Raw genomic sequence first — 20,746 nt, forward strand, 5'->3', positions numbered from 1 at the left:
CCAGGATCGCGCCGTCCATCTGCGCCGCGCCCGTGATCATGTTCTTCACGTAGTCGGCGTGCCCAGGGCAGTCCACGTGCGCGTAGTGACGGTTCTGCGTCTCATACTCCACGTGCGCCGTGTTGATCGTGATACCGCGCGCCTTCTCCTCCGGCGCCGCGTCGATGTCTTCGTACTTCTTCGCCGTCGCTCCACCCGACTTCGCCAGCACCATGGTGATCGCCGCCGTCAGCGTCGTCTTCCCATGGTCCACGTGACCGATCGTGCCGATGTTGCAGTGCGGCTTGTTGCGTTCGAACTTCTCTTTGGCCATCAGGGTCCTGCCGGCGTTGCCTAAACTTGCGGTTCAAGGAGTTGGAGCGGGTAGCGGGAATCGAACCCGCATCCTCAGCTTGGAAGGCTGCTGCACTACCATTGTGCTATACCCGCCGACCAAAAGTTCGCGGGGCCGCCGCAACTCCTCAGTGAACTTCAAGCGCGTGGTGGGGGAAGTAGGACTCGAACCTACGAAGCCATTACAGCAGGGGATTTACAGTCCCCCCCCTTTGCCACTCGGGACATTCCCCCAGCGCGCTCGGAGCCTTCATCGGGGCCTTCTGAGAAAAGGCTTCCGCCCAAGGATGCGAGGGGCGTAAAGCGCCCAACTCAACGTCCAAAAGCGGCGGCCCACCGAGGGGGCCCCAAATCGGAGCGCGTCTTATAGTGGCCTCGCCTACGGAACGCAACGACGCCCGAAAGGGTCGCAATTTCCGCCCGAAACCACAGGGGAAACCCCATGGCCATGGCCGGCCCGAACGGCGGCCCTCAGGCGGCTCGGACGAGTGGATCTGGGGCTGGCACGCGGTGGAGGCCGCCCTCGGCAATCCTCGCCGCGGCGCGCCGCTGCGACTGCTGGCGACCCCCGACAAGGCCAAGCAGGTCGAGGCGCGATTCGGCCGTCAGAAGGTCCTGGAGATCGCCGACGCCCACCAGATCGGCCTGGCCCTGCCCCAGGGCGCCGTCCACCAAGGCATCGCGATCCGCCCTGCCCCGCTGGAGGACGTCGACCTCGCCGACTTCGAAGCGAAGCGCGGCGCGGTCCTGCTCATGCTCGACCAGGTGACCGACCCCCAGAACGTGGGCGCCATCCTGCGCTCGGCCGCAGCGTTCGGCGTCGCCGGCGTGATCCTCCAGGACCGGCACGCGCCCAAGCTGACGGGTGCGCTGGCCAAGGCGGCGGCCGGCGCGGTGGATAAGGCGCCCGTGGCTCACGTCGTGAACCTGTCGCGCGCGTTGGACGAGCTGACCGCCGCCGGCTGGCGCGCCGTGGGCCTGGCGGGCGAGTCCGAGACGCAGCTGTCCGAAGCTCTGGACGGCGGCCCCACGGTCCTGGTCATGGGCTCCGAAGGCGAAGGCATTCGTCGGCTGGTCGCCGAGCACTGCGACGAGCTGGCAAAGATCCCGATGCCCGGCGGCTTCGAGAGCCTGAACGTCTCGGCCGCCGCCGCCATCGCGCTTTATGAGGCGTCCCGACCGCGCGGCTGAACCTCGCGCAACAACTCGCAACGTCGCGAACGTCGGCGCGCCTACCCTCGCTATGGTTGTGCTGGTTGATAGCGCCCCGAAACAGTTTGGGGACGCACATGAACACCTATGCCTTGAAGGGCGCCGCGGCGGCCGCGGCGCTCACCCTGCTGGCCGGCGGCGCGACCGCCCGCGCTGGCGACCTCTATGACGCCTACATCATCCCGAACAACCAGAACGACCGCGGGATCGCGACGTACGACGCGGGGCTCTCGGCGCAGACCGGTGGCTTCTACCTGGCGCGCCCGGCCGCCGGGCTCGCCGCGGGCGACGGGAGCCTCTTCGTCTCCAGCTACGGCGGGGCGACCAACTACATCGAGCGATACGATGCCAGCGGCGTGCAGACCGGCGCCCTCGCCACCGGACCGGTGGTGAATCCCGGCGCACTGGCGTTCGGCGACGGCAAGCTCTACGCCGCCCTCGAGGTCTTTTCCTTGAACGGCCTTTCGTACGAGGTCAGCTCGCTGACCGCCGACCTCGACTTCGATGGCGTGTTCAGCATCGATCTGCCCACCATGGCGACGGGCCTGGCGTTCGGCGACGGCAACGTCTTTGTCGCCTACGACAGCACGCTCGCGCGTTACGACCTGTCGGGCCAGTTGCTCGGCTCGTACGACTTCCAGACCGTGTCGCTGGGCGCCCTGACGTACGGCGCCGGCCAGTTGTTTGCGGCCTACCAGTCCGGCGCGAGCTACGGCTACGCCTCCGTGGATCCGCTGACCTGGCTCGCCGGCGGCGCCAACGTGAGCACCGATTCCGCGGTAAAGGGCCTGGCCTTCGGCGAGGGCGCCGTCTTCGCCAGCTTCGAGCACAGCCTCGGCAAATACGACCTGAACGGGGCCGAACTCGCCAGCTTCGACACCGGCCGCCAAGTGAACGGTCCCCTGGCCTTCATGAGCGCCTCCGCCGCTCCGGAGCCGTCGACCTGGGCGCTGATGATCCTCGGCTTCGGCACGGCGGGCGGGGTCCTGCGTCGCCGTCGCCTGCTTACGCCTCCCCAGACGTGACCCCAGTCGGCGTCCCGCCCCAGGCGGACGCTGACAAGGTCGCCTGAACCTGCGACCTATGCGCCGTTCGGGGAGGTTCCACGTGACCCACGGCGATTTTCCGGCGCGGCTGTTGCTCGCCCTCAAGGCGCTGTCGATCAGCCGCGGCCGGCTCGCGGCCGAGCTGGCGGTCGACAAGTCCGTCGTCAGCCGGTGGCTGAGCGGCCACCAGTCGCCGTCGGGCGAGAACCTGGCCAATCTCACCGCGCTCGTGGCCTCGCGGCGACCCGGCTTCAGCCTGCTGGACTGGGAGGCCGATCTCGACTCGCTCTCCGCCCGGTTGGGCGTGACGCCCGCGGAGCCCGCGGCGAGCCCCTGGGGTCCGCTGGGCGGCTGGCTGCCCGAGTCAGTGCTTCACGAGACCAAGACCCTCACCGACCTGCGCGGCGACGCCTATGAAGGGCACTGGCGCACCACCCGCCCGGCCATCGGCCAGCCCGGCCGGTTCATCCATGACGCCTGCCTCATCCGTCGCGCCGACAACGGCTTCCTCGTCACCCGCATCGCGGTGGAGGACATGCGGTTCGAGGGCTGGACGTTCATGACCCAGACCCAGCTGTTCACGGTGATGTCCGAGCCGCGCACGGGCATGTTCACCTTCTCGATCTTCAACGCCGTGCTGCGCCACCGGGCCGAGGTGCTGGACGGCATCTCCATGGGCCTCCAACGCGTCGGCGGCGGCTCACCGGCGGCCATGGGCTGCATGATGGAACGCGTGGGTTTCCTGAGCGGCGACCGCGCGACCGACGACGCGGTCTTCGAGGAGGCGGCCAAGGCCGATCCCCTCGCCCCCGAAGGGTCCATCCCGCCGGATGTGGCCGCCAGGCTCATGCCCGACGTCGGGCCGATGGCGCTGGGGGCCGGTGGGATGGCGATCCTGCACATGCCCTTCGCCACCTCGATGTCGCGCGGCCCCCACCTCTAGACGCCGGATTTCGCCCCTCAGGCGAGCCCGCAACAACTCGCAACACCGCGAACGCCGGCGCGCCTACCCGCGCCGGTCCGAACGGATCATTGAGGCGCCCCACAACCGAAACGATAGCCAACGGGGGCTTCCGACATGCGCTCCACCATCATCTTCGCCACCGCCGTCATGGGCCTGATCGCCCTGGCCTCGGCCACCCGGGCGAACGCCTTCCCGACCTTCTACGCCGATCAGGGCGAGTTCCACGCTCAGGGCGTCATCGATCAGGTCACCGACTTCGGCGAGTACCCCGTCGGCGCCTATCAGTTCATCGACGATCCGTATGTTGACGGCGACCTGTCGATCACGACGGGCGGCCAGAACGTCATCATCACCGCCGGCGCGGCCCCGTTCTTCCCGGTGCACAACGCCCTGATCAGCAACAACGGCGGCTATATCGAGGTCGAATTCGATCCCACCGCCCAATACGACCTGTTCTCGTTCAAGGCCGGCACGTTCAAGGGACCATTCGGCGCCACGATCTACATGCACCTCAACAACGGCCAGGAGCCGAGTTCCAACGTCTACGCCTTCCCGATCCAGGAGGGACTCAAGTTCCAGGGCTGGCAGGCCGATCCGGGGACCTGGTTCACCGGATTCACCCTGGTGCGCGACAGTCAGAGCACCGGCCTGGCGCTGGCCGAGGTCGAGTTGGGTCACTCGGGGTCGGCCGCGCCCGAACCGGCGGCCTGGGCGCTCATGATCCTGGGCTTCGGCGGGGTGGGCGCCTCGCTGCGCACGAAGCGGCGGCTGCGCCTACTGCAGCGCCTGGCGGGCTAGGGGCCCGGGCCGCCGTCCCCCGAACTCGGCGGCCCGGGCCGTGGCCGGAGCGGCGACGCCCGCGGCTACCGGCGGCGCGGCCAACACCTCGACTGTTGCAGCCGGCCGCCGCCTGACGCATTGAGGCCGGATGTTCGCAGAGCTGTTCAGCCCCGCCGCCCTCACCGCCCTGTTCCAAGTGTTGATGATCGACCTGGTGCTGGCCGGCGACAACGCGGTCGCCGTCGGACTGGCCGCCGGCGGCCTGCCGGCCGACTTGCGGCGGAAGGCGATCTTCTGGGGCCTGGCCGCGGCGGTGATCACCCGCATCGGCTTCGCGCTGGTCACGACCCAATTGCTGGGCATCGTGGGCCTGCTGTTCGCGGGCGGCCTGTTGCTGCTCTGGGTCTGCTGGAAGATGTGGCGTGAGCTGCGCGACCAGGCCGCCCACGAGGAGGTCCAGGCCCAGGCGGCCATGGACGACGATCCGGCCACCGAGCCGAAGGTCAAGCCGAAGACCTTCAAGGACGCGCTGATCCAGATCCTGATCGCCGACGTGTCGATGTCGCTCGACAATGTGCTGGCCGTGGCGGGCGCGGCGCGCGAGCACCCGGCGGTGCTGGTCTTCGGCCTGCTGCTGTCGATCGCCCTGATGGGCGTCGCCGCCCACGCCATCGCCCGCCTGCTGCACAGGTACCGCTGGATCGGCTTCGTCGGCCTGGCGATCGTGCTGTACGTCGCCCTGCACATGATGTGGCAGGGCCACCAGGACGTGGTCCAGGACCTGGGCTACACCCAGCAGTACAACGCCGCCATGCCCGACTTCCTCGACATCAAGCCGAAGACGCCAGCGCCGGCACACTGACTTCAAATCAGCTCATCCCGGCGAATATCGGGATGAGCGGAGTGATTATCCCTCGACCGTCTCCGGCCCGCCGAAGCGTTCGCGCCATTCGGCGACCTGATCGTTCTCGATCTTCTTGAACAGCACCTCCGGCGCGCGGATCGTGCGGCCGGGCTCCAGCGCCGACAGCACGCCCTTCCCGTCCAGTGACGGCCAGGTCGCCGGGAACGGTTCGCCCAGCGCCTCGCTGATCTTCTCGCAGGCGAACGGGATGAAGGGCTCCGACACCTTGGCGAACAACGCCGCCAGGTTCAGGCCGTAGCGCACCGCCACCGCCGCGCGCTCGCGATCGGTCTTGATGGCCGTCCAGGGCGCGGCCTCGGTCAGGTACTGGTTGCCCAGCACCCAGAGCTGGCGCAGCGCCGTGGCCGACTTGCGGTACTCGCGGTCCTCCATGAACTGCGTGTACTCGCGCAGCTTCTCCAGAACGTCGGCTTCCAGCTTCTCGTCCAGCGCGCCGGGTGCGCCACCCTCGGGCACGACCCCGTCGAACCGGCTCTCGGTGAACTTGCAGATGCGGTTGACGAAGTTGCCCAGCACGTCGGCGAGGTCGGCGTTCACCTGGGCCTGGAACTGCTCCCAGGCGAAGGTCGCGTCAGACGTCTCGGGGGCGTTGGCCATGATCCACCAGCGCCAGTAGTCCGGCGGCAGCAGCTCCAGCGCATGGTCCATGAACACACCGCGCTTCTGCGAGGTGGAGAACTTGCCGCCGTAGTAGTCGAGCCAGTTGAAACCCTTCAGCTCGTCCACGAGCTTCCAGGGGGCGTTGTTCACCACGGACCAGCGTCCGTCGGCGTCCACCCGCTCGTTGACGCCCAGCAGCGTGCAAGGGAAGCCCACGGTGTGGAAGGGCACGTTGTCCTTGCCCATGAACTGCACGTACTTCACGTCGGCGGCCTCGGGCAGCCGCCACCAGCGCTCCCAGGCGCTGTCGGGCGGCGGGTCCTGGCCCGCCTCGGCGGCGCGGGCGTCGGCCCACTCCCAGGTCGCCGCCGCGTAGGCGATCGGCGCGTCGTACCAGACGTAGAACACCTTGCCGGCCAGGCCCTCGATATCCGGCGTCTGGCCTTCCGGATTCGCGCCCCAGGCCCAGGCGTTCACCGGCACGCCCCACTCCAGGTCGCGCGTGATGCCGCGGTCCTGCAGCCCCTCGTCCAGCCACTTCAGCGCGATCGAGGTCACCAACAGCGGCCAATGCCCGCGCTTGCTTTCGATCCATTCGCGCAGCTTCCCCGAGAACAGGCTCTGGCGCAGGAACAGGTGCTTGGAGCCGCGGATCTCGATGTCGGTCGAGCCCGACACCGCCGAGCGCGGATGCAGCAGGTCGGCCGGATCCAGCACCCGGGTGCAGTTCTCGCACTGGTCGCCGCGCGCGCTCTCGTAACCGCAGTGCGGGCAGGTGCCGATGACATATCGGTCGGGCAGGAAGCGCTTGTCGGCGTTGGAATAGACCTGCTGGGTCACCCGCTCCTCGATGAAGCCGGCTTCCCACAGCTGCTGGGCGAACATCTGCGTCAGCTTGTGGTTCTGCGGCGACGACGAGCGGCCGAAATGGTCCCAAGACAGGCCGAACTGGCGGCCCAGCCGATGCTGCACCTCGTGCTGCTCGGCGCAGAAGGTCGCCGGATCCACACCCGCCTCTGCGGCGGCCAGCTCGGTCGGAGTGCCGTGCTCGTCCGTGGCGCAGATGTAGAGCGTCTCGCGTCCGCGGGCCCGCTGGAACCGCGCGTACACGTCGGCGGGCAGCATCGACCCGGCCAGCGTGCCGAGGTGCTTGATCCCATTGATGTACGGCAGGGCCGAGGTGATGAGGATGCGGGACATGGGCCTTCGAAACGCAAGCGGGCGGGAGAACCGGGGCTTATAGGCCGCTCACGTGGTTCGCCAAAGGCCGCCATGCAAGAAAGGCTCGCCAAGCGTCGCCATAGGCGCAAACTCCGCGCACGGGGCGGAGGCGACGGCTTCCTGAGTCGTCGACAACAAGAACCGCCCGCTTTGGGAGGTCCGAATGCTGAAACAAGCGATTCCGCTCGCCGCCGTCGCGAGCTGCCTGCTTCTCTCCGCCTGCAACGAGAAGCCTGCGGCCGAGCCGACGGCGGCGCCGGCCGAGGCACCGAAGAAGTCCCTGGCCCGCCAGGTCCAGTTCTATCAGGGCCAGGAGAACGTCCAGGCCATCACCTCCGCAACGGTGAAGCCCGCGGCCGGCGGCGGCTACGATCTCGAGGCCAAGGCGACCACCGACGGCGCCGGCTGGACCAAGGTGGGCTTCCTGCCCCGCGTCTACGCGGCGACCCCGCCCGACGGAATCTACGAGGTGGACGTCGTCGCCGACAAGCCCGCGACGCCGGGGGCGGCCGGCCCCACCCCGGTCGAGGTGAAGAGCGCCTGGGACCGCTACAAGGACGGCCGGGTCAAGGGCGTGAAGTTCATCTCCAAGACGAACGAGGTCGTCGCCATGGTCGAAGGCGCCGGCGCGACCGCCGGGAAGTAGGGACAGGCGCCGGGCCGCGCGGCCCGGCGCTCATCCTACAGCGGCCCCTTGAACACGAAGAATGCGCCGAGCGCGATGAAGCCGAAGCCGACGGCGTGGTTCAGGGTGAACCTCTCGCCGAGGTAGGTGATCGAGAACACCGCGAACACCGCCAGGGTGATCACCTCCTGCATCGCCTTGAGCTCGGCCGGGTCGTAGACCTGCCGACCGATCCGGTTGGCCGGCACCGCCAGCCAGTATTCGAAAAACGCGATCCCCCAGCTCACCATCACGATGATCCAGAGCGGCCGGTGCTCCACCTTCAGGTGTCCGTACCAGGCGAAGGTCATGAAGACGTTCGAGGCCACCAGCATCAGGATGGGGGCGACGAAGGTCCAGGGCGCGGTCATGGGTGGGCTCCGGTTGGTCGGCCACTGTCGACGGATTCGCCACCGTCGACGGAATGCCCGTCGGGTGGGCGCACCACTGAACGCGTGGGCCTCACACGCGCGGCGGGGCTTAACTCCTTCGCGGCGCGCCCTATAGTCCCCCGCGAGTTGGGAGGGACGGTATGCGTGGACTGTTCAGGGGACTGGCGGTGGCGGCGGCTTTGGCCCTGGCGGCCTGCGGCCCGAAGACCAGCGAGAAGGCCCAGCCTTCGGCCGGCGCAAGCGGTGGGACGCTTCGGATCTACAACTGGTCCGACTACATCGACCCGGCGCTGCTGACGCAGTTCACCAAGGAAACCGGCATCAAGGTCAGCTACGACACCTTCGATTCCAACGAGGTGCTCGAGACCAAGGTGCTGCAGGGCGGCACGGGCTACGACCTGGTGGTCCCTTCGAACCACAACCTGCCCCGCTACATCGCGGCCGGCGCGATCCAGCCGTTGGACAAGAAACAGCTGCCGGGCCTCGACAAGCTGGACCCCGCCCTGATGGCCCACCTCGCGCCCTTCGACCCCGGCGCAGCCTACGCCGTGCCCTATATGCAGGGCACGATCGGCATCGGCTACAACGCCGATGCCATCGCAAAGCGCCTGCCGGGCATGAAGATCGACAGCTGGCGGGTGGTGTTCGACCCGCTCATCCTGGCCAAGCTCAAGGACTGCGGCGTCTATTTCCTCGACGCCTCCGAGGACATGTACGCGGTCGCGCTCCATTACCAGGGCAAGGACCCGAACTCGAAGTCCCTCGCCGACTACCAGGCCGCCACGGCGATGCTGATGGAGGTACGGCCCTTCGTTCGGAAGTTCCACTCGTCCGAATACATCGACGCCTTGGCCAACGGCGACATCTGCCTGGCGATCGGCTACTCCGGCGACGTTCTGCAGGCCAAGACCCGCGCTGAGGAGGCCAAGAACGGGGTCCACATCGCCTATTCGATCCCCAAGGAAGGCAGCCAGGTCTGGTTCGACGTCTTCACGATCCCTAAGGATGCGCCGAGCCCAGCGGCCGCGCACAAGTTCATCGCCTTCATGCTGCGCCCCGACATTATCGCCAAGGCGTCGAACTACACCCAGTACGCCAACGCCAACGCCGCCGCGACGCCGCTCGTCGACGAGGCGATCCGCAACGATCCCAACGTCTATCCGACGCCTGAGGTGTCGAAGCGGCTCTTCGTCACCACCACGAAGGATCAGGACCTGCTGCGCGAGGTGAACCGCCAGTGGACCAAGGTGCTGACCGGCCGTTGAGCGAGCGCCCGGTTCCCATCCGCCCGCAGATCGGCGGCATCCGCGACACCTTCGCGCCGTGGGAAGACGCCGGCGCGAAGCCGCTCGTGCGTTTCGACGGCGTCTCCAAGGCGTTCGGCGGCACGAACGCCGTCACGGGCGTCGACCTGTCGATCTACGAGCGCGAGTTCTTCGCCCTGCTGGGCCCCTCCGGCTGCGGCAAGACCACGCTGATGCGCATACTGGCGGGGTTCGAGACGCCCGACGCCGGTCGCATCCTGCTGGGGGACCGGGACATCGCCGCCGACCCGCCGCACCGGCGGCCGGTCCACATGATGTTCCAGGCCTACGCCCTCTTCCCGCATCTCAGCGTCGCCCAGAACATCGCCTTCGGCCTGCGCCGCCAGGGTCTGCCGAGGGCCGAGATCGCCGACCGGGTCGACGAGATGCTGGCGCTGGTCAAGCTGGAGAGCCTCGGAAAACGTCGCCCCGACCAGCTGTCGGGCGGCCAACGGCAACGGGTGGCCCTGGCGCGCGCCATCGCGCCCCGGCCGCGGATCCTGCTGCTCGACGAGCCCATGGCCGCTCTCGACAAGAAGCTGCGGGAAGAAACCCAGTTCGAGCTCATGAACCTCCAGCAGACGCTGGGCATGACCTTCATGATCGTCACCCACGACCAGGACGAGGCCATGGTCGTCGCCGACCGGATCGCGGTGATGCGCGAAGGGCGAATCGTGCAGGTCGGTCGGCCCGGCGAGGTCTACGAGGCTCCGGCCGACCGCTACGTCGCGGGCTTCATCGGCGATGTGAACCTGTTCGAGGGCCGCGTGGCGAGGTCGCAGGACGGCCGCGTGCAGCTTGTCTCGGAGGACGGGACCTTCGAGGCCGGGGGCGCGGGTCCGGTCGGCGAGACCGCGTGGGTCGCCGTGCGGCCTGAGAAGGTGGCCGTCTTGACCGAGCCGCCGCCCGCCGGCGCCAACCTGCTGGCCGGCCGCATCCACGACTATGGCTATCTCGGCGACTGGACGACCTATCTCGTGGAGATCGCGCCCGGCCGTCTGGTTCGCGCCGCGCGCGCCAACGCCACCCGCACTGTCGAGCGGCCGCTCGGCTGCGGCGACGCCGTCTGGCTCAGCTTCGCGCCCTCCAGCGCCGTGGTGCTCACCCGATGAGAAACCGCTCGGGCCTGGCGGCGATCCTGCCGTTCCTGTGGCTGGCGCTGTTCTTCGCCTTCCCCTTCCTGCTGGTCGCCAAGCTGTCGCTGTCCGATACCGCGCTGGCGATCCCGCCCTACGCGCCGCGCATCGACTGGAGCCGAGGCCTGGCAGGCGTCCAGGCCTTCCTGGCTGGCCTCGACGGCGAAACCTACGAGCGGCTGACCCAGGACCGCCTCTACCTCGACGCCTATCTCTCGAGCCTGCGGATCGCCGCCACTGGGACGGGCCTGCTGCTGCTGATCGGCTATCCCATCGCCTATGGGATCAGCCGCTGTCCGCCGGCGGTGCGCCAGGCGTTGGTGATGGCCGTCATCCTGCCGTTCTGGACCAGCTTCCTGATCCGGATCTACGCGTGGATCGCGATCCTGAAACCGGCGGGCGTGCTCAACGCCGCGCTCGGGGCGCTGGGCCTGCCGCCGGTGGACATCCTCAACAGCGAGACCGCCGTCCTGCTGGGCCTGGTCTACGCCTACCTGCCGTTCATGGTCCTGCCGCTCTACGCCGTGCTGGAGAAGCAGGACGAGAGCCTGATCGAAGCCGCCCAGGACCTGGGCGCGACTCCACTCCTGGCGTTCTGGCGCGTCACCTTTCCCCTCTCGCTGCCGGGCGCGGCGGCCGGCGCCCTCCTCTGTTTCATCCCCATGGCTGGCGAGTTCGTGATCCCCGACCTGCTGGGCGGCTCCGAGACGCTGATGCTGGGCAAGGTGATCTGGACCGAGTTCTTCGCCAACCGGGACTGGCCGGCCGCCTCGGCGGTGGCCATCGTGCTCCTCGCCACCCTGGTGGTCCCGATCGTGCTGTTCGAGCGTGAGCAGGCGAAGGTGCTGCGATGAGGAAGGGGCCCAGCGCCTTCAATGTCGCCTCGGTGGTCCTCGGCCTCGCGTTCCTCTACGCGCCGATCGTCATCCTGGTGCTGTATTCGTTCAACGCCAGCCGCCTCGTCACCGTGTGGGGCGGATTCTCCACACGCTGGTACACGGCGCTCTTCCAGGACGCCCAGATGCTGGACGCCGTCTGGGTCACACTGCGGGTCGGCGTCATCTCCGCGACACTGGCCACGCTCGTGGGGACCCTCGCCGCCGTCGCGCTGGTTCGCGGCCGGTTCGGCGCACGCACCGCGCTCGCGGGCGGTGTCTACGCAACCTTGGTGATGCCCGAGGTGATCCTGGGCCTGTCGCTGCTGCTGCTGTTCGTCTCGCTGGGCCTGCCGCGTGGCTTCTGGACGGTGACGCTCAGCCACGCCACGCTCACCCTCGCCTACGCCACGGTGGTGGTGCAAGCGCGCCTCGCCACCTTCGACCGCCACCTGGAGGAAGCCGCGCAGGATCTCGGCTGCGCGCCTTGGAAGGCGTTCGTATTGGTCACCCTGCCCGGCATCGCCCCCGCCGTGGCCGCGGCGTGGATGCTGGCCTTCACGCTGTCGCTGGACGACCTGGTGATCGCGAGCTTCACCTCGGGTCCGGGGGCCACCACCCTGCCCATGCGGCTCTACAGCCAGGTCCGACTGGGCGTGGATCCCAAGATCAATGCGGTCTCGACCCTGCTGATCGGCCTCGTGGCCACCGGCGTGATCGCAGCCTACCTGATCCAGCAACGACAGCGCCGTCGCCAGATCGCGGTCTGACCCAAACGCCGCAGGCGGTCCGGCCAAGGGCATTGTGACCCTACGCGCCGCCGGACCGGACCGCCTGCAGCCAACGTCCGGAGACGTTGGGTCCGGCCACCCCCCCAGGCAAACCGAACCGCCGGTGGCGTTGCGTCCCGTCTTGGCACGCGCCCCCGACTTGCAGGGTGTGCATCGCAACATGCGCGCCGCCCCGGTTGCAAAGGGCGCAATCGCAACGTCTGAGCGGAGGAAACGGGGGTGGTGCCGGATGCAGGACTCGAACCCGCGACCTTCGGTTTACAAAACCGCTGCTCTACCAGCTGAGCTAATCCGGCCCGTGAGGGATCGGCCGCTTATGCTGGGTTGCGCCCGCGGCGCCAAGGGGTCTCAGGTCCAGCGTAGCGCGCGGAACACGTCGGCGATCCGGCGCCGCCGCGGATCGTGCTCGGAGAAGCTTTGGAGTTCCGCTTGGCACTTGTCCTCGGCCTCTTCGCCGAAGCGCGCCCGGAGCGCCCTTGCGCGGGCCTCGGCCTGCTCGGCGTCGCCCAGCGCCCTCAGCCAGAAGTCTTCCATGGGGTCACCTGTCCTCTTCACCTCCCCATCGCCGAATATATAAGCACAAGCTGGGCGGCCTGTCCGTCCCGGACGAATCAAAGGCGCGTGAGACCGCCTGGAATTTCTGTAAGGCGAAGCAATGCGCATCTTCATCGACGCCGACGCCTGCCCGGTGAAGGACGAGACCTACAAGGTCGCCGCTCGCTACGGCCTGAAGACCTTCGTCGTCTCGAACAGCTTCATCCAGATCCCGCAATCGCCGATGATCGAGCGTCGGATCGTCGACGCAGGTCCGGATGTCGCGGACGACTGGATCGCCGAGCAGAGGCAGCCGGGCGACATCGTCGTCACCAATGACATCCCCCTCGCCGACCGCGTGCTCAAGGCGGGCGGCGCCGCGATCGCCCCGAACGGGCGGCCCTTCACCCCGGACTCCATCGGCTCCGCGCTGGCCCAGCGCTCGATCATGGAGCACATCCGCTCGACCGGCGAGATCACCGGCGGCCCCCGCCCCTTCGCCGCCGCCGACCGCTCGCGCTTCCTGCAGGCGTTGGACGAAGCGGTGAATCGCGAGCGGCGGAAACGTCGATAGGATCGGCTTGCGTCTGGCCAAGGCAGCGCTAGCTTGCCGGCGATTTCAGCCGGAGTTTCGCATGCGCCTGGGACCGATCTTCGCCGCCGCCGCCATCGTCACCGTCGTGGGAGCCTGCGGCAAGCCTCAGGACAGCGCCGCGCCCGCATCCGGCGAGGCGACGCCCGCCACCCCCGCCGCGCCCGAACTCAGCGACGCCCAGAAGCAGGAGATCCTGGCTTCGTATCCCGCGCCCTACAGCACGGCCGACCTGAAGAACGGCAAGTCCAAGTTCGCCCTCTGCCAGTCCTGCCACACCATCACGCCCGGCGGCGCGAACATGACCGGGCCCAACCTGCATGGCGTGTTCGGCAAGAAGTCGGCCAGCAACCCCGACTTCAAGTACTCGGACGCGCTCAAGAACGCCGGCTGGACCTGGGACGCGAGCCACCTCGACCAGTGGCTGGCCCAGCCGCAGACCTTCCTGCCCGGCACCAAGATGTCGTTCGCCGGCCTGAAGGACGCCAAGGACCGCACCGACCTGATCGCATTCCTGATGGTCGAGACCGGCCACAAGGCGCAGTAGCGCTTCGCGCGACAGGCGCAAGATTTCGCGGCCAGACAACCTTGACGCGCAGCAAATGCTCGCTCATGTTGTAAGCGTCGATAAAGAGCATCTGTCTATTCGACACCCTGATCCGAATGGCGGCGCCACCCGTCGCCGGCCGGGCCCAGGGACCTGACACCCCCCCTTTTGAACAGGTTCCCTGGCGCCGGCCGGCGGGGGCCGGCCGCGTCACCCGTTCCCCGCCGCTATTCGGCGGCGTTCGCGACGCGGGCCTTCTCCGCTTCCTCGAAGGCCTCGATGCGACGGGCCGTGGCCATGGGCGACTTCGTGAACCGCGCCAGCAGGTTGTAGAACACGGGCACCACGAACAGCGTGACCAGGGTGGCGAAGATCGCCCCGAAGAAGATCGTCACGCCGATGGTCTTGCGCGCCTCGCCGCCGGCCCCGCCCCAGACGATCAGCGGGATAGCGCCCGCCGCCGCCGAGATCGACGTCATGATGATCGGGCGCAGGCGCAGGCTGGCGCTTTCGATCACCGCCTCGCGGATCGACAAGCCTTCGTCGCGCAACTGGTTGGCGAACTCAACGATCAGGATGCCGTTCTTCGCCGCGATGCCGATCAGGATGATCAGTCCGATCTGGCTGTAGGTGTTGATCGAGGAATCCACCACCAGCAGGCCGAAGAGGCCGCCGACCGCCGCCACCGGCACCGTCAGCATGATCACCGCCGGGTGGATCCAGCTCTCGAACTGCGCCGCGAGCACGAGGAACACGAGCAACAGCGCCATGGCGAACGCCAAGCCCACCGAGCCCGACGCCTCGAGGTAGTCGCGGGCGCCGCCGCCCCACTTCACCGTGACCGCGCCAGGCTGCTTGGCCGCCTCGTCGCGGAAGAACTGGATCGCCTCGCCCATGGAATAGCCGGGGTTCAGCTGCACCGAGAGACTGATCGAGCGCAGCCGGTCGACGCGCGGCCGGTCGGGCGTATCGCCCCGCACCTTGGTGGTCACGACCGAGGTCAGGGGAATGGCCTCGCCCGAGCTTGCGCGCACATAGAGCTTGGCGAGGTCCTGCTCGGTCTGCCGGTGCTCGCGATCCGTCTGCAGCAGGACGTCGTATTCCTGGCCGTTCTTGATGTAGGTCGTCACGCGTCTCGAACCGAACTGGGTCTCGAGCGCGCGGCCGATGGTCTGCGCCGGCACACCCAGCGCGGCCGCCTTCTCACGATCGATGTCGACGATCAGGCGCGGACTGGTCGGCTCGTAGTCCAGCCGCGGGCGCGCCAGGCCGGGGTTCTCGTTCGCCGCCGCCAGGATCGGCTGAATCCAGCGCGCGATCTCCGGATAGTCGGTGCCGGTGGCGATGAACTGCATGCTTGTGCCGCCGCCGCCGCCCCCCGGGCCGCCGCGCTGCAAGCCGCCTTCAGGCGAGACGATCGCCCGCACCGACGTGACCGACGCCAGCTCACGGTTCAACTGCGCCGCCAGGTCGGGCGCCGTGATGTCCGTCTTATCGGAAAGGATCGCGTTGCCGCCCCCCGAATTGTAGGACGAGTTCCCGAAGCGCGGCATCGCGAAGACGTAGCGCTCGAGGACGCCCTCGTTCAGGTACTTGGTGAGAATCTTCTCCACCTCACGGCTGGCGGCCAGGGTGTAGTCGAAGCCTGCGCCTTCAGGGCCGGAGAAGGAGACCTGCGCCCGGCGGCGGTCCTCTTCCGGGGTCAGTTCGCGCGGAAGGACGCTGAACACCCCGAAGGCCACGATCGCCAGGATCACCACCAGGCCGGACGCGCCGAACGAGACGATCCGCTTGCCCAGCATCGACTCCAGCGACGCGTGGTACGAGGTCTTAAGCTTGTGCATGGCGCCGTCGACGCGGCGGGCCAGCCAGCCTTCGCCAGCGGCGGGACGCAGCAGCTTTGACGCCAGCATCGGCGACAGCGACAGCGCCAGCAGCGCCGAGAAGCCCACCGCCGCGGCGACGGACACCGCCAGTTCGACGAACAGGCGGCCGATGAAGCCCGGCAGGAACATCAGCGGCGCGAACACGGAGATCAGCACGATGGTCGTGGCGACCACGGCGAAGAACACCTGCCGCGCGCCGCGCTGAGCCGCCACGATGGGCGGCTCGCCCTCGTCGATCCTTCGCTGGATGTTCTCGACCACGACGATGGCGTCGTCGACCACGAGGCCGATCGCCAGCACCAGCGCGAGGAGGGTCAGCAGGTTGATCGAGAAGCCCAGCGGCGCCAGGACGATGAAGGTCGAGAGGATGCAGATCGGGGCCACGATCGACGGGATCAGCGCCGCACGCCACGTGCCCAGGAACAGGAAGTTCACCAGGGCCACGCAGCCCAGCGAGATCGCCATGGTGATCCAGACCTCCTGGATCGCGTGGCGGGTGAACTCGGTGTAGTCCACCGAGACGCCCAGCTGGGTGCCCTTGGGCAGCGTGGCGTTGATCTCCTTGATCGCCGCGCGCACGCCGTCCGAGATCTCCAGGTCGTTCGCCTGGCTCTGGCGGGTGATGGCGATGCCCACCATGTCCTTGCCGTTCGAGCGGAAGAGGCGGCGACGCTCGTCGGGTCCCTCCTCGACGCGCGCGATGTCGCCCAGGCGGGTGATGTAGCCCTGCGCCTGGGTCGCCGAAGTGACATCGCGCATGGCGCCCTGAGCCGCGCCCGCCGTGGAGGACGTTCCACCCAGCGCCGCCGAGCCCTGCGTCGCCGAGGCGGTGCGGCCGGCCACGACCGGCATGCGGGCGAACTGCTCAGGGGTCGCATAGCCCCGTGCCACGCGGATGGTGAAATCCTTGGCCGGCGCTTCCAGCGAGCCGGCCGGCAGCTCGGCGTTCTGGCTGGAGAGCGCGCTCTCGACGTCCTCGACGGTGATCCCGCGGGCGGCCATCGCCTCGGGGTTCAGCCAGATCCGCATCGAGTAGTACTGCGCGCCACCGACCCCCACCGTCGCCACACCGGGCACCGTCGACAGCCGCTCAACCAGGTAGCGCTGGGCATAGTCCGACAGCTGCAGGCGGTTCATCGTCTGCGAGGTGAAGTTCAAGAACATGATCGGCGACGCGTCTGCGTTCGCCTTCTGGATCTGCGGCGGATCGGCCTGATCGGGCATTTGCGCCGTCACGCGGCTGACCGCGTCACGCACGTCGTTCGCCGCGGCGTCCAGGTCGCGGCTGAGCTTGAACGAGATGTTGATCCGCGAGGAGCCGTCGCGGGACGACGACTGCACGCGGTCGATGCCCTCGATGCCCGCCACCTGGCGTTCGATCAGTTCGGTGATCCGCTCCTCGATCACCTCGGCCGAGGCGCCGCGGTAGGTGGTGGAGATGCCGACCACGGGCGGGTCGACGCTGGGCAGCTCGCGCACCGTCAGGGCGCTGAACGAGGCGATGCCGACCACGCAGAGGATGATCGCCGCGACCGCCGCGAAAACGGGCCGGCGGACCGAAATGTCTGAAAGCATCATGCCGCGGGCCGCGGACCGGCGGACCGCGCTCCCGGCGTGAGGACAGGGTTGGACGTCTTGACCTCAGCCGCGCCCGAGGGCGCCGGCGCTCGACCTGCGACCCGGACCGGCTGGCCCGGCTGGATCTTGTTGAGGCCGTCGGCCACGATGCGCTCGCCTGCCTTCACGCCGTCGAGGATCTCGACGAACCCCTGCTGGCGCGTCCCCGTCACGATGGGCCGCTGCTCGACCATCGCTCCGCCCTGGCTCGCGCCCTGGCCGCCGGGACGTTGCCCTTGTCCTTGGGCTTGGCCGCGCGCGGCCGCGTGCAACACGAAGACGAAAGCGCCGTCCCCCTGCACGGACACAGCCGATTCCGGCGCGCTGGGGCTGGTCCGCTGACCGCGCGAGACGCCCACGCGCACCAGCATGCCGGGCTTGAGCTTGCCCGAGCCGTTGGGGAATTCGGCCCGCGCCGTGATGGCCCGGGTACGCTCGTCGACGCGCGTGTCCAGCTTGGCGATGCGTCCCGCGATGGTTTCGCCCGGATAGGCGTCGGCGGTCGCAAGCAGCGTCTGGCCCTCGCGCAGTTGACCGAGGTAGCGCTCGGGCACCTGGAAATCGACCCGCATGACCGAGACGTCGTCCAGCGTCACGATCGGCGCGCCGGGATTCACAAGCGCGCCGGGCGCCACGTCGGACAACCCCACCACGCCCGCGAAGGGCGCCCGAATGGTGCGGTCGTTCTGCCGCGCCTTCGCGGCCGCCACGTCGGCCTGCGCCGAGCGCCACGCGGCCTCGTACTGGTCGACCTGAGCCTTGGAGGCCCACCCCTGGTCGCCGAGGGTCTTGTAGCGGTCATAGGCGCGCCGCGCCTCGACGGCCCGCGCCTCGGCCTGGGCGACGCCCGCGTTCTGTTCGGTGTCCTTCAGCTCGACCAGAACCGCGCCGCGCGGCACGCGCTGACCGTCCGAGAAGCGCACCCGGTCCACGAGTTGCGTCGTCGCCGCCGTCAGGGTTACCGACTGGCGCCCCTTGGCCACGCCCAGCACTTCGATCGTGTCCTCGAAGGTGCGCGGCGTGACGACGGCCACGGATACCATCGCCGGCCCGCCGAAGGCCCCGCCGCGGCGATTGCCGCCCTTGCCCTGCGGCATGCCTCCAGCCTGGGTCATGGCCTGGCCGCCGCCCGCGCCGCCCGAGGGCTTGGTCAGCACCTTGAAGCCGCCCACGATGGCCATCACGGTCAGGACGACGAGGGCCGCCACGAGAAAGAAGTGCCGTCGGATCAAACTACGGGTCCCCATCACCCGCTCGTATGCAGGCGTATTATTGACAAGTCGGAAGCGCTCTTAGGATGGCTCCTTATACGCGGTCCAGTGACAGCAGGATGGCTGCGCGTTGCGGCGCTGAAACGTCCGCACACAACGAAACGGGCGCCCGCGCGGGACGCCCGTCTGCACAAGGTTGAGGCGACGGCCTCGGGTTAGGCGTCGTAGCCGGGCAGTTCGCGGTCGAGCTTTCGCAGGCAGCCGGGCCACGGGAGCCCGCCGCCGATCCCCCGCGAAACCTGCGACTTCACCTCGGCCTGCGAGGCCTCCGGGGCGATCAGGATGTTCTCGCGCCCGGCGGTCAGCGCCTGGATCTGCATCTTGCAGGCGCGTTCCAGGTAGTACATGCCGATCCAGCAGTCGCCAGCCGTCTTGCCCACCGACAGCGTCCCGTGATTCCTCAGCAACATCAGGTCCTTGTCGCCGATATCGGCCACCAGCCGCTCGCGTTCGTCGTGGTTCAGGGCGATCCCCTCGTAGTCGTGGTAGGCCAGCCTGGGCAGCACGATCAGCGCATGCTGCGAGATGGGCAGCAGGCCGTCCCTCTGCGCCGCCACCGCCACGCCCTGGTCCGAGTGCAGGTGCATCACGAACTTGGCGTCTTCCCGCGCGCCGTGGATCGCCGAGTGGATCGTGAAGCCCGCCGGATTGATGAAGTACGGGGTCTCCTGGAGCACGTTGCCGTCCAGGTCGATCTTCACCAGTGACGAGGCGGTAATCTCCTCGAACAGCAGTCCGTACGGATTGATCAGGAAATGGTGTTCGGGCCCGGGGATGCGGGCCGAGATGTGGGTGTAGATCAGGTCGTCCCACCCGTGCATCGCCACCAGGCGATAGAGGGCGGCCAGATCCACTCGCGCTTGCCACTCCTCGGCGCTCACCTTGCCTTTGAGCGACGCGACGCCCGTAACCGAACCGTCCGCCATGGCCGTTCTCCCTGATCGTTGTTCAGTCCAAGAGTCGCGCCGTGGCGGTCGGGCGTCAAGCGCCGGCCAGCCGGGCGGCCGCCTCGGCCGCCGCCGCCATGCTCTCCGCGTCCTCCGGCGAAACGGCCAGGCTGCCCAGCAGCGGCCGCTCGTGCCGGCGGCGGGACCGGTCGTAGGCCGGATCGTAGTGCAGCAGCATGATCGCTTCCGCGAGCTCCGCGAAGGCGCCCGCCGCGATCATGGCGCGCCAGGCGGCCAGGCGCTCCGCGCTGGGCTTCACGGGCAGGCGGGCGAAGGCCGCTTCCAGCGCGGCGCCGTCCATGGTGAGTTCTCGATAGGCCTGGACGAGGTATCGGGCCCTGGCCGGCCGCTCGGCGACCAGCTCGATGCGGGGCGCCTCGGCGAGCCGGGTCCACAGCGCGGGCGGGATCATGCGGTCGCCGATCTTGCTCGACTCCGCCTCCGCGATCACCGGCCGCGCCGGGTCGAGCGCGTCGAGCGCCGCCAGAAGTCGGCTCTCGAACAGCTTCTGGCTCGGCTGCGCCTGTCCCGCCACGGCGCCGAACAGCGAACCCCGATGCGCGGCCAGCCCTTCGAGGTCCAGCGTCTGGACGCCCCGGGCGCGAAGCAGCCCCAACAGCTCCGTCTTGCCCGAGCCCGTGTGCCCGTCGAGCAGGACGAAGCTGAGCGGCAGACCCCCGTCGTAGAGCCGGGCGACGACATCGCGCCGATAGGTCCGGTAGCCGCCCTCCAGGACGGTCGTGCGCCAGCCGACCTGCGAGAGGATCGTCGCCATGGCATTGGAGCGCATGCCGCCACGCCAGCAGTAGACCAGGGGGCGGAAGCTGCCGGAGCGGCTGGCCAGGGCCGTCTCCAGGTGGTGGGCGACGTTGCGCGCCACGTGCGCGGCCCCCAGGCGTCGCGCGGTGAAGCGCGACTCCTGGACATAGATCGTGCCGACCTGGGCCCGCTCGGCGTCCGAGAGCACCGGGAGGTTGACCGCCCCGGGCAGGTGGTCCTCCGCGAATTCGCCCGGGCTTCGTACGTCGATCAGCATGTCGTAGCCGGCCAGAGCGGCGGGCGAGACATCCTGGGTGACCTCGAGGCTCATGCGGGTGCTATAGCGCGCT

Annotated in this window: 20 protein-coding genes and 3 tRNA genes; 12 read left to right on the top strand and 11 right to left on the bottom strand. The window is 68.7% G+C overall.

Annotated features, from left to right (window positions below):
* The 3 genes from ACODSY_RS22215 to ACODSY_RS22225 all read right to left on the bottom strand — a co-directional run.
* A partial coding sequence (locus ACODSY_RS22215; protein ID WP_488954077.1) for a GTP-binding protein occupies positions 1-313 on the bottom strand: 313 nt, incomplete at its 3' end.
* A 42-nt stretch (positions 314-355) separates the two neighbouring features.
* A tRNA-Gly gene (locus tag ACODSY_RS22220) sits at positions 356-429 on the bottom strand.
* Positions 430-480: 51 nt separating this feature from the next.
* Positions 481-567: transfer RNA gene (locus ACODSY_RS22225), tRNA-Tyr, on the bottom strand.
* Positions 568-702: 135 nt separating this feature from the next.
* Here ACODSY_RS22225 and rlmB point away from each other — a divergent pair.
* From rlmB to ACODSY_RS22250, 5 genes are all read left to right on the top strand, one after another.
* Positions 703-1,524 carry a 23S rRNA (guanosine(2251)-2'-O)-methyltransferase RlmB gene (gene rlmB, locus ACODSY_RS22230; protein ID WP_488954078.1) on the top strand — a complete coding sequence of 274 codons (822 nt, stop codon included), beginning with the start codon at positions 703-705 and terminating at the stop codon, positions 1,522-1,524.
* Between the two features lie 98 nt (positions 1,525-1,622).
* Complete coding sequence (locus tag ACODSY_RS22235; RefSeq protein ID WP_488954079.1) at positions 1,623-2,570, top strand: PEPxxWA-CTERM sorting domain-containing protein; 948 nt, start codon at positions 1,623-1,625, stop codon at positions 2,568-2,570.
* 82 nt (positions 2,571-2,652) lie between these two features.
* Positions 2,653-3,534: a helix-turn-helix domain-containing protein gene (locus ACODSY_RS22240; protein ID WP_488954080.1), complete on the top strand. Its 882-nt coding sequence runs from the start codon at positions 2,653-2,655 to the stop codon at positions 3,532-3,534.
* A 135-nt stretch (positions 3,535-3,669) separates the two neighbouring features.
* The gene (locus ACODSY_RS22245; RefSeq protein WP_488954081.1) at positions 3,670-4,353 is read left to right on the top strand and encodes a PEPxxWA-CTERM sorting domain-containing protein; all 684 of its coding nucleotides are present in this window, start codon (positions 3,670-3,672) and stop codon (positions 4,351-4,353) included.
* Between the two features lie 130 nt (positions 4,354-4,483).
* On the top strand, positions 4,484-5,197 hold the full coding sequence (locus ACODSY_RS22250) for a TerC family protein (RefSeq protein ID WP_488954082.1): 714 nt from the start codon (positions 4,484-4,486) through the stop codon (positions 5,195-5,197).
* Between the two features lie 45 nt (positions 5,198-5,242).
* Here the strand turns inward: ACODSY_RS22250 and metG are convergent, their stop codons facing one another.
* Positions 5,243-7,060, bottom strand: a complete 1,818-nt coding sequence (metG, locus tag ACODSY_RS22255; RefSeq protein WP_488954083.1) for a methionine--tRNA ligase — start codon at positions 7,058-7,060, stop codon at positions 5,243-5,245.
* 184 nt (positions 7,061-7,244) lie between these two features.
* Here metG and ACODSY_RS22260 point away from each other — a divergent pair, with 184 nt between their 5' ends.
* A complete protein-coding gene (locus ACODSY_RS22260; protein WP_488954084.1) occupies positions 7,245-7,727 on the top strand; it encodes a hypothetical protein in 483 nt (160 codons plus the stop codon).
* Between the two features lie 35 nt (positions 7,728-7,762).
* Here ACODSY_RS22260 and ACODSY_RS22265 read toward each other — a convergent pair whose 3' ends face one another.
* Positions 7,763-8,116: a DMT family protein gene (locus ACODSY_RS22265; RefSeq protein ID WP_488954085.1), complete on the bottom strand. Its 354-nt coding sequence runs from the start codon at positions 8,114-8,116 to the stop codon at positions 7,763-7,765.
* A gap of 161 nt (positions 8,117-8,277) precedes the next feature.
* Here ACODSY_RS22265 and ACODSY_RS22270 point away from each other — a divergent pair, with 161 nt between their 5' ends.
* From ACODSY_RS22270 to ACODSY_RS22285, 4 genes are read left to right on the top strand one after another with little or no spacing between them, the layout of a single operon-like run.
* On the top strand, positions 8,278-9,402 hold the full coding sequence (locus ACODSY_RS22270; protein WP_488954086.1) for a polyamine ABC transporter substrate-binding protein: 1,125 nt from the start codon (positions 8,278-8,280) through the stop codon (positions 9,400-9,402).
* Positions 9,399-10,553 (top strand): ABC transporter ATP-binding protein, encoded by a 1,155-nt coding sequence (locus ACODSY_RS22275; RefSeq protein WP_488954087.1) that lies wholly within the window; start codon positions 9,399-9,401, stop codon positions 10,551-10,553. The genes ACODSY_RS22270 and ACODSY_RS22275 overlap by 4 nt, the downstream gene beginning before the upstream one ends.
* The gene (locus ACODSY_RS22280; RefSeq protein WP_488954088.1) at positions 10,550-11,431 is read left to right on the top strand and encodes an ABC transporter permease; all 882 of its coding nucleotides are present in this window, start codon (positions 10,550-10,552) and stop codon (positions 11,429-11,431) included. The genes ACODSY_RS22275 and ACODSY_RS22280 overlap by 4 nt, the downstream gene beginning before the upstream one ends.
* Positions 11,428-12,222, top strand: a complete 795-nt coding sequence (locus tag ACODSY_RS22285) for an ABC transporter permease (RefSeq protein ID WP_488954089.1) — start codon at positions 11,428-11,430, stop codon at positions 12,220-12,222. The genes ACODSY_RS22280 and ACODSY_RS22285 overlap by 4 nt, the downstream gene beginning before the upstream one ends.
* 241 nt (positions 12,223-12,463) lie before the next feature.
* Here the strand turns inward: ACODSY_RS22285 and ACODSY_RS22290 are convergent.
* Together ACODSY_RS22290 and ACODSY_RS22295 are read right to left on the bottom strand one after the other, a co-directional pair.
* Positions 12,464-12,539: transfer RNA gene (locus tag ACODSY_RS22290), tRNA-Thr, on the bottom strand.
* Positions 12,540-12,591: 52 nt separating this feature from the next.
* A complete protein-coding gene (locus ACODSY_RS22295; protein ID WP_488954090.1) occupies positions 12,592-12,777 on the bottom strand; it encodes a hypothetical protein in 186 nt (61 codons plus the stop codon).
* A 121-nt stretch (positions 12,778-12,898) separates the two neighbouring features.
* On the opposite strand from ACODSY_RS22295, the gene ACODSY_RS22300 reads away from it, so the two are divergent.
* Both ACODSY_RS22300 and ACODSY_RS22305 read left to right on the top strand, forming a co-directional pair.
* Positions 12,899-13,351, top strand: a complete 453-nt coding sequence (locus tag ACODSY_RS22300; protein ID WP_488954091.1) for a YaiI/YqxD family protein — start codon at positions 12,899-12,901, stop codon at positions 13,349-13,351.
* 61 nt (positions 13,352-13,412) lie between these two features.
* Positions 13,413-13,916: a c-type cytochrome gene (locus ACODSY_RS22305; RefSeq protein WP_488954092.1), complete on the top strand. Its 504-nt coding sequence runs from the start codon at positions 13,413-13,415 to the stop codon at positions 13,914-13,916.
* Between the two features lie 227 nt (positions 13,917-14,143).
* On the opposite strand, the gene ACODSY_RS22310 is transcribed toward ACODSY_RS22305, so the two are convergent.
* The 4 genes from ACODSY_RS22310 to mnmH form a co-directional block, all read right to left on the bottom strand.
* Positions 14,144-17,377, bottom strand: a complete 3,234-nt coding sequence (locus ACODSY_RS22310) for an efflux RND transporter permease subunit (protein ID WP_488954194.1) — start codon at positions 17,375-17,377, stop codon at positions 14,144-14,146.
* Entirely contained in the window at positions 17,377-18,651 is a 1,275-nt protein-coding gene (locus ACODSY_RS22315) for an efflux RND transporter periplasmic adaptor subunit (protein WP_488954093.1), read from the bottom strand. Before ACODSY_RS22315 ends, ACODSY_RS22310 begins: the two co-directional genes overlap by 1 nt.
* 194 nt (positions 18,652-18,845) lie before the next feature.
* Positions 18,846-19,616, bottom strand: coding sequence for a class II aldolase/adducin family protein (locus tag ACODSY_RS22320; RefSeq protein WP_488954094.1), 771 nt, complete (start codon positions 19,614-19,616; stop codon positions 18,846-18,848).
* 55 nt (positions 19,617-19,671) lie between these two features.
* Entirely contained in the window at positions 19,672-20,727 is a 1,056-nt protein-coding gene (gene mnmH / locus ACODSY_RS22325; protein WP_488954095.1) for a tRNA 2-selenouridine(34) synthase MnmH, read from the bottom strand.
* Positions 20,728-20,746: the final 19 nt, after the last annotated feature.

The organism is Phenylobacterium sp. FG114 (assembly GCF_057809855.1).

Excerpts from the sequence above, each read along its gene's own strand:
- ACODSY_RS22235 (WP_488954079.1), top strand. The coding sequence starts at position 1,623 with ATGAACACCTATGCCTTGAAGGGCGCCGCGGCGGCCGCGGCGCTCACC.
- ACODSY_RS22245 (WP_488954081.1), top strand. The coding sequence starts at position 3,670 with ATGCGCTCCACCATCATCTTCGCCACCGCCGTCATGGGCCTGATCGCC.
- ACODSY_RS22250 (WP_488954082.1), top strand. The coding sequence starts at position 4,484 with ATGTTCGCAGAGCTGTTCAGCCCCGCCGCCCTCACCGCCCTGTTCCAA.
- metG (WP_488954083.1), bottom strand. The coding sequence starts at position 7,060 with ATGTCCCGCATCCTCATCACCTCGGCCCTGCCGTACATCAATGGGATC.
- ACODSY_RS22260 (WP_488954084.1), top strand. The coding sequence starts at position 7,245 with ATGCTGAAACAAGCGATTCCGCTCGCCGCCGTCGCGAGCTGCCTGCTT.
- ACODSY_RS22265 (WP_488954085.1), bottom strand. The coding sequence starts at position 8,116 with ATGACCGCGCCCTGGACCTTCGTCGCCCCCATCCTGATGCTGGTGGCC.
- ACODSY_RS22270 (WP_488954086.1), top strand. The coding sequence starts at position 8,278 with ATGCGTGGACTGTTCAGGGGACTGGCGGTGGCGGCGGCTTTGGCCCTG.
- ACODSY_RS22280 (WP_488954088.1), top strand. The coding sequence starts at position 10,550 with ATGAGAAACCGCTCGGGCCTGGCGGCGATCCTGCCGTTCCTGTGGCTG.
- ACODSY_RS22285 (WP_488954089.1), top strand. The coding sequence starts at position 11,428 with ATGAGGAAGGGGCCCAGCGCCTTCAATGTCGCCTCGGTGGTCCTCGGC.
- ACODSY_RS22295 (WP_488954090.1), bottom strand. The coding sequence starts at position 12,777 with ATGGAAGACTTCTGGCTGAGGGCGCTGGGCGACGCCGAGCAGGCCGAG.
- ACODSY_RS22300 (WP_488954091.1), top strand. The coding sequence starts at position 12,899 with ATGCGCATCTTCATCGACGCCGACGCCTGCCCGGTGAAGGACGAGACC.
- ACODSY_RS22305 (WP_488954092.1), top strand. The coding sequence starts at position 13,413 with ATGCGCCTGGGACCGATCTTCGCCGCCGCCGCCATCGTCACCGTCGTG.
- ACODSY_RS22310 (WP_488954194.1), bottom strand. The coding sequence starts at position 17,377 with ATGCTTTCAGACATTTCGGTCCGCCGGCCCGTTTTCGCGGCGGTCGCG.
- ACODSY_RS22320 (WP_488954094.1), bottom strand. The coding sequence starts at position 19,616 with ATGGCGGACGGTTCGGTTACGGGCGTCGCGTCGCTCAAAGGCAAGGTG.
- mnmH (WP_488954095.1), bottom strand. The coding sequence starts at position 20,727 with ATGAGCCTCGAGGTCACCCAGGATGTCTCGCCCGCCGCTCTGGCCGGC.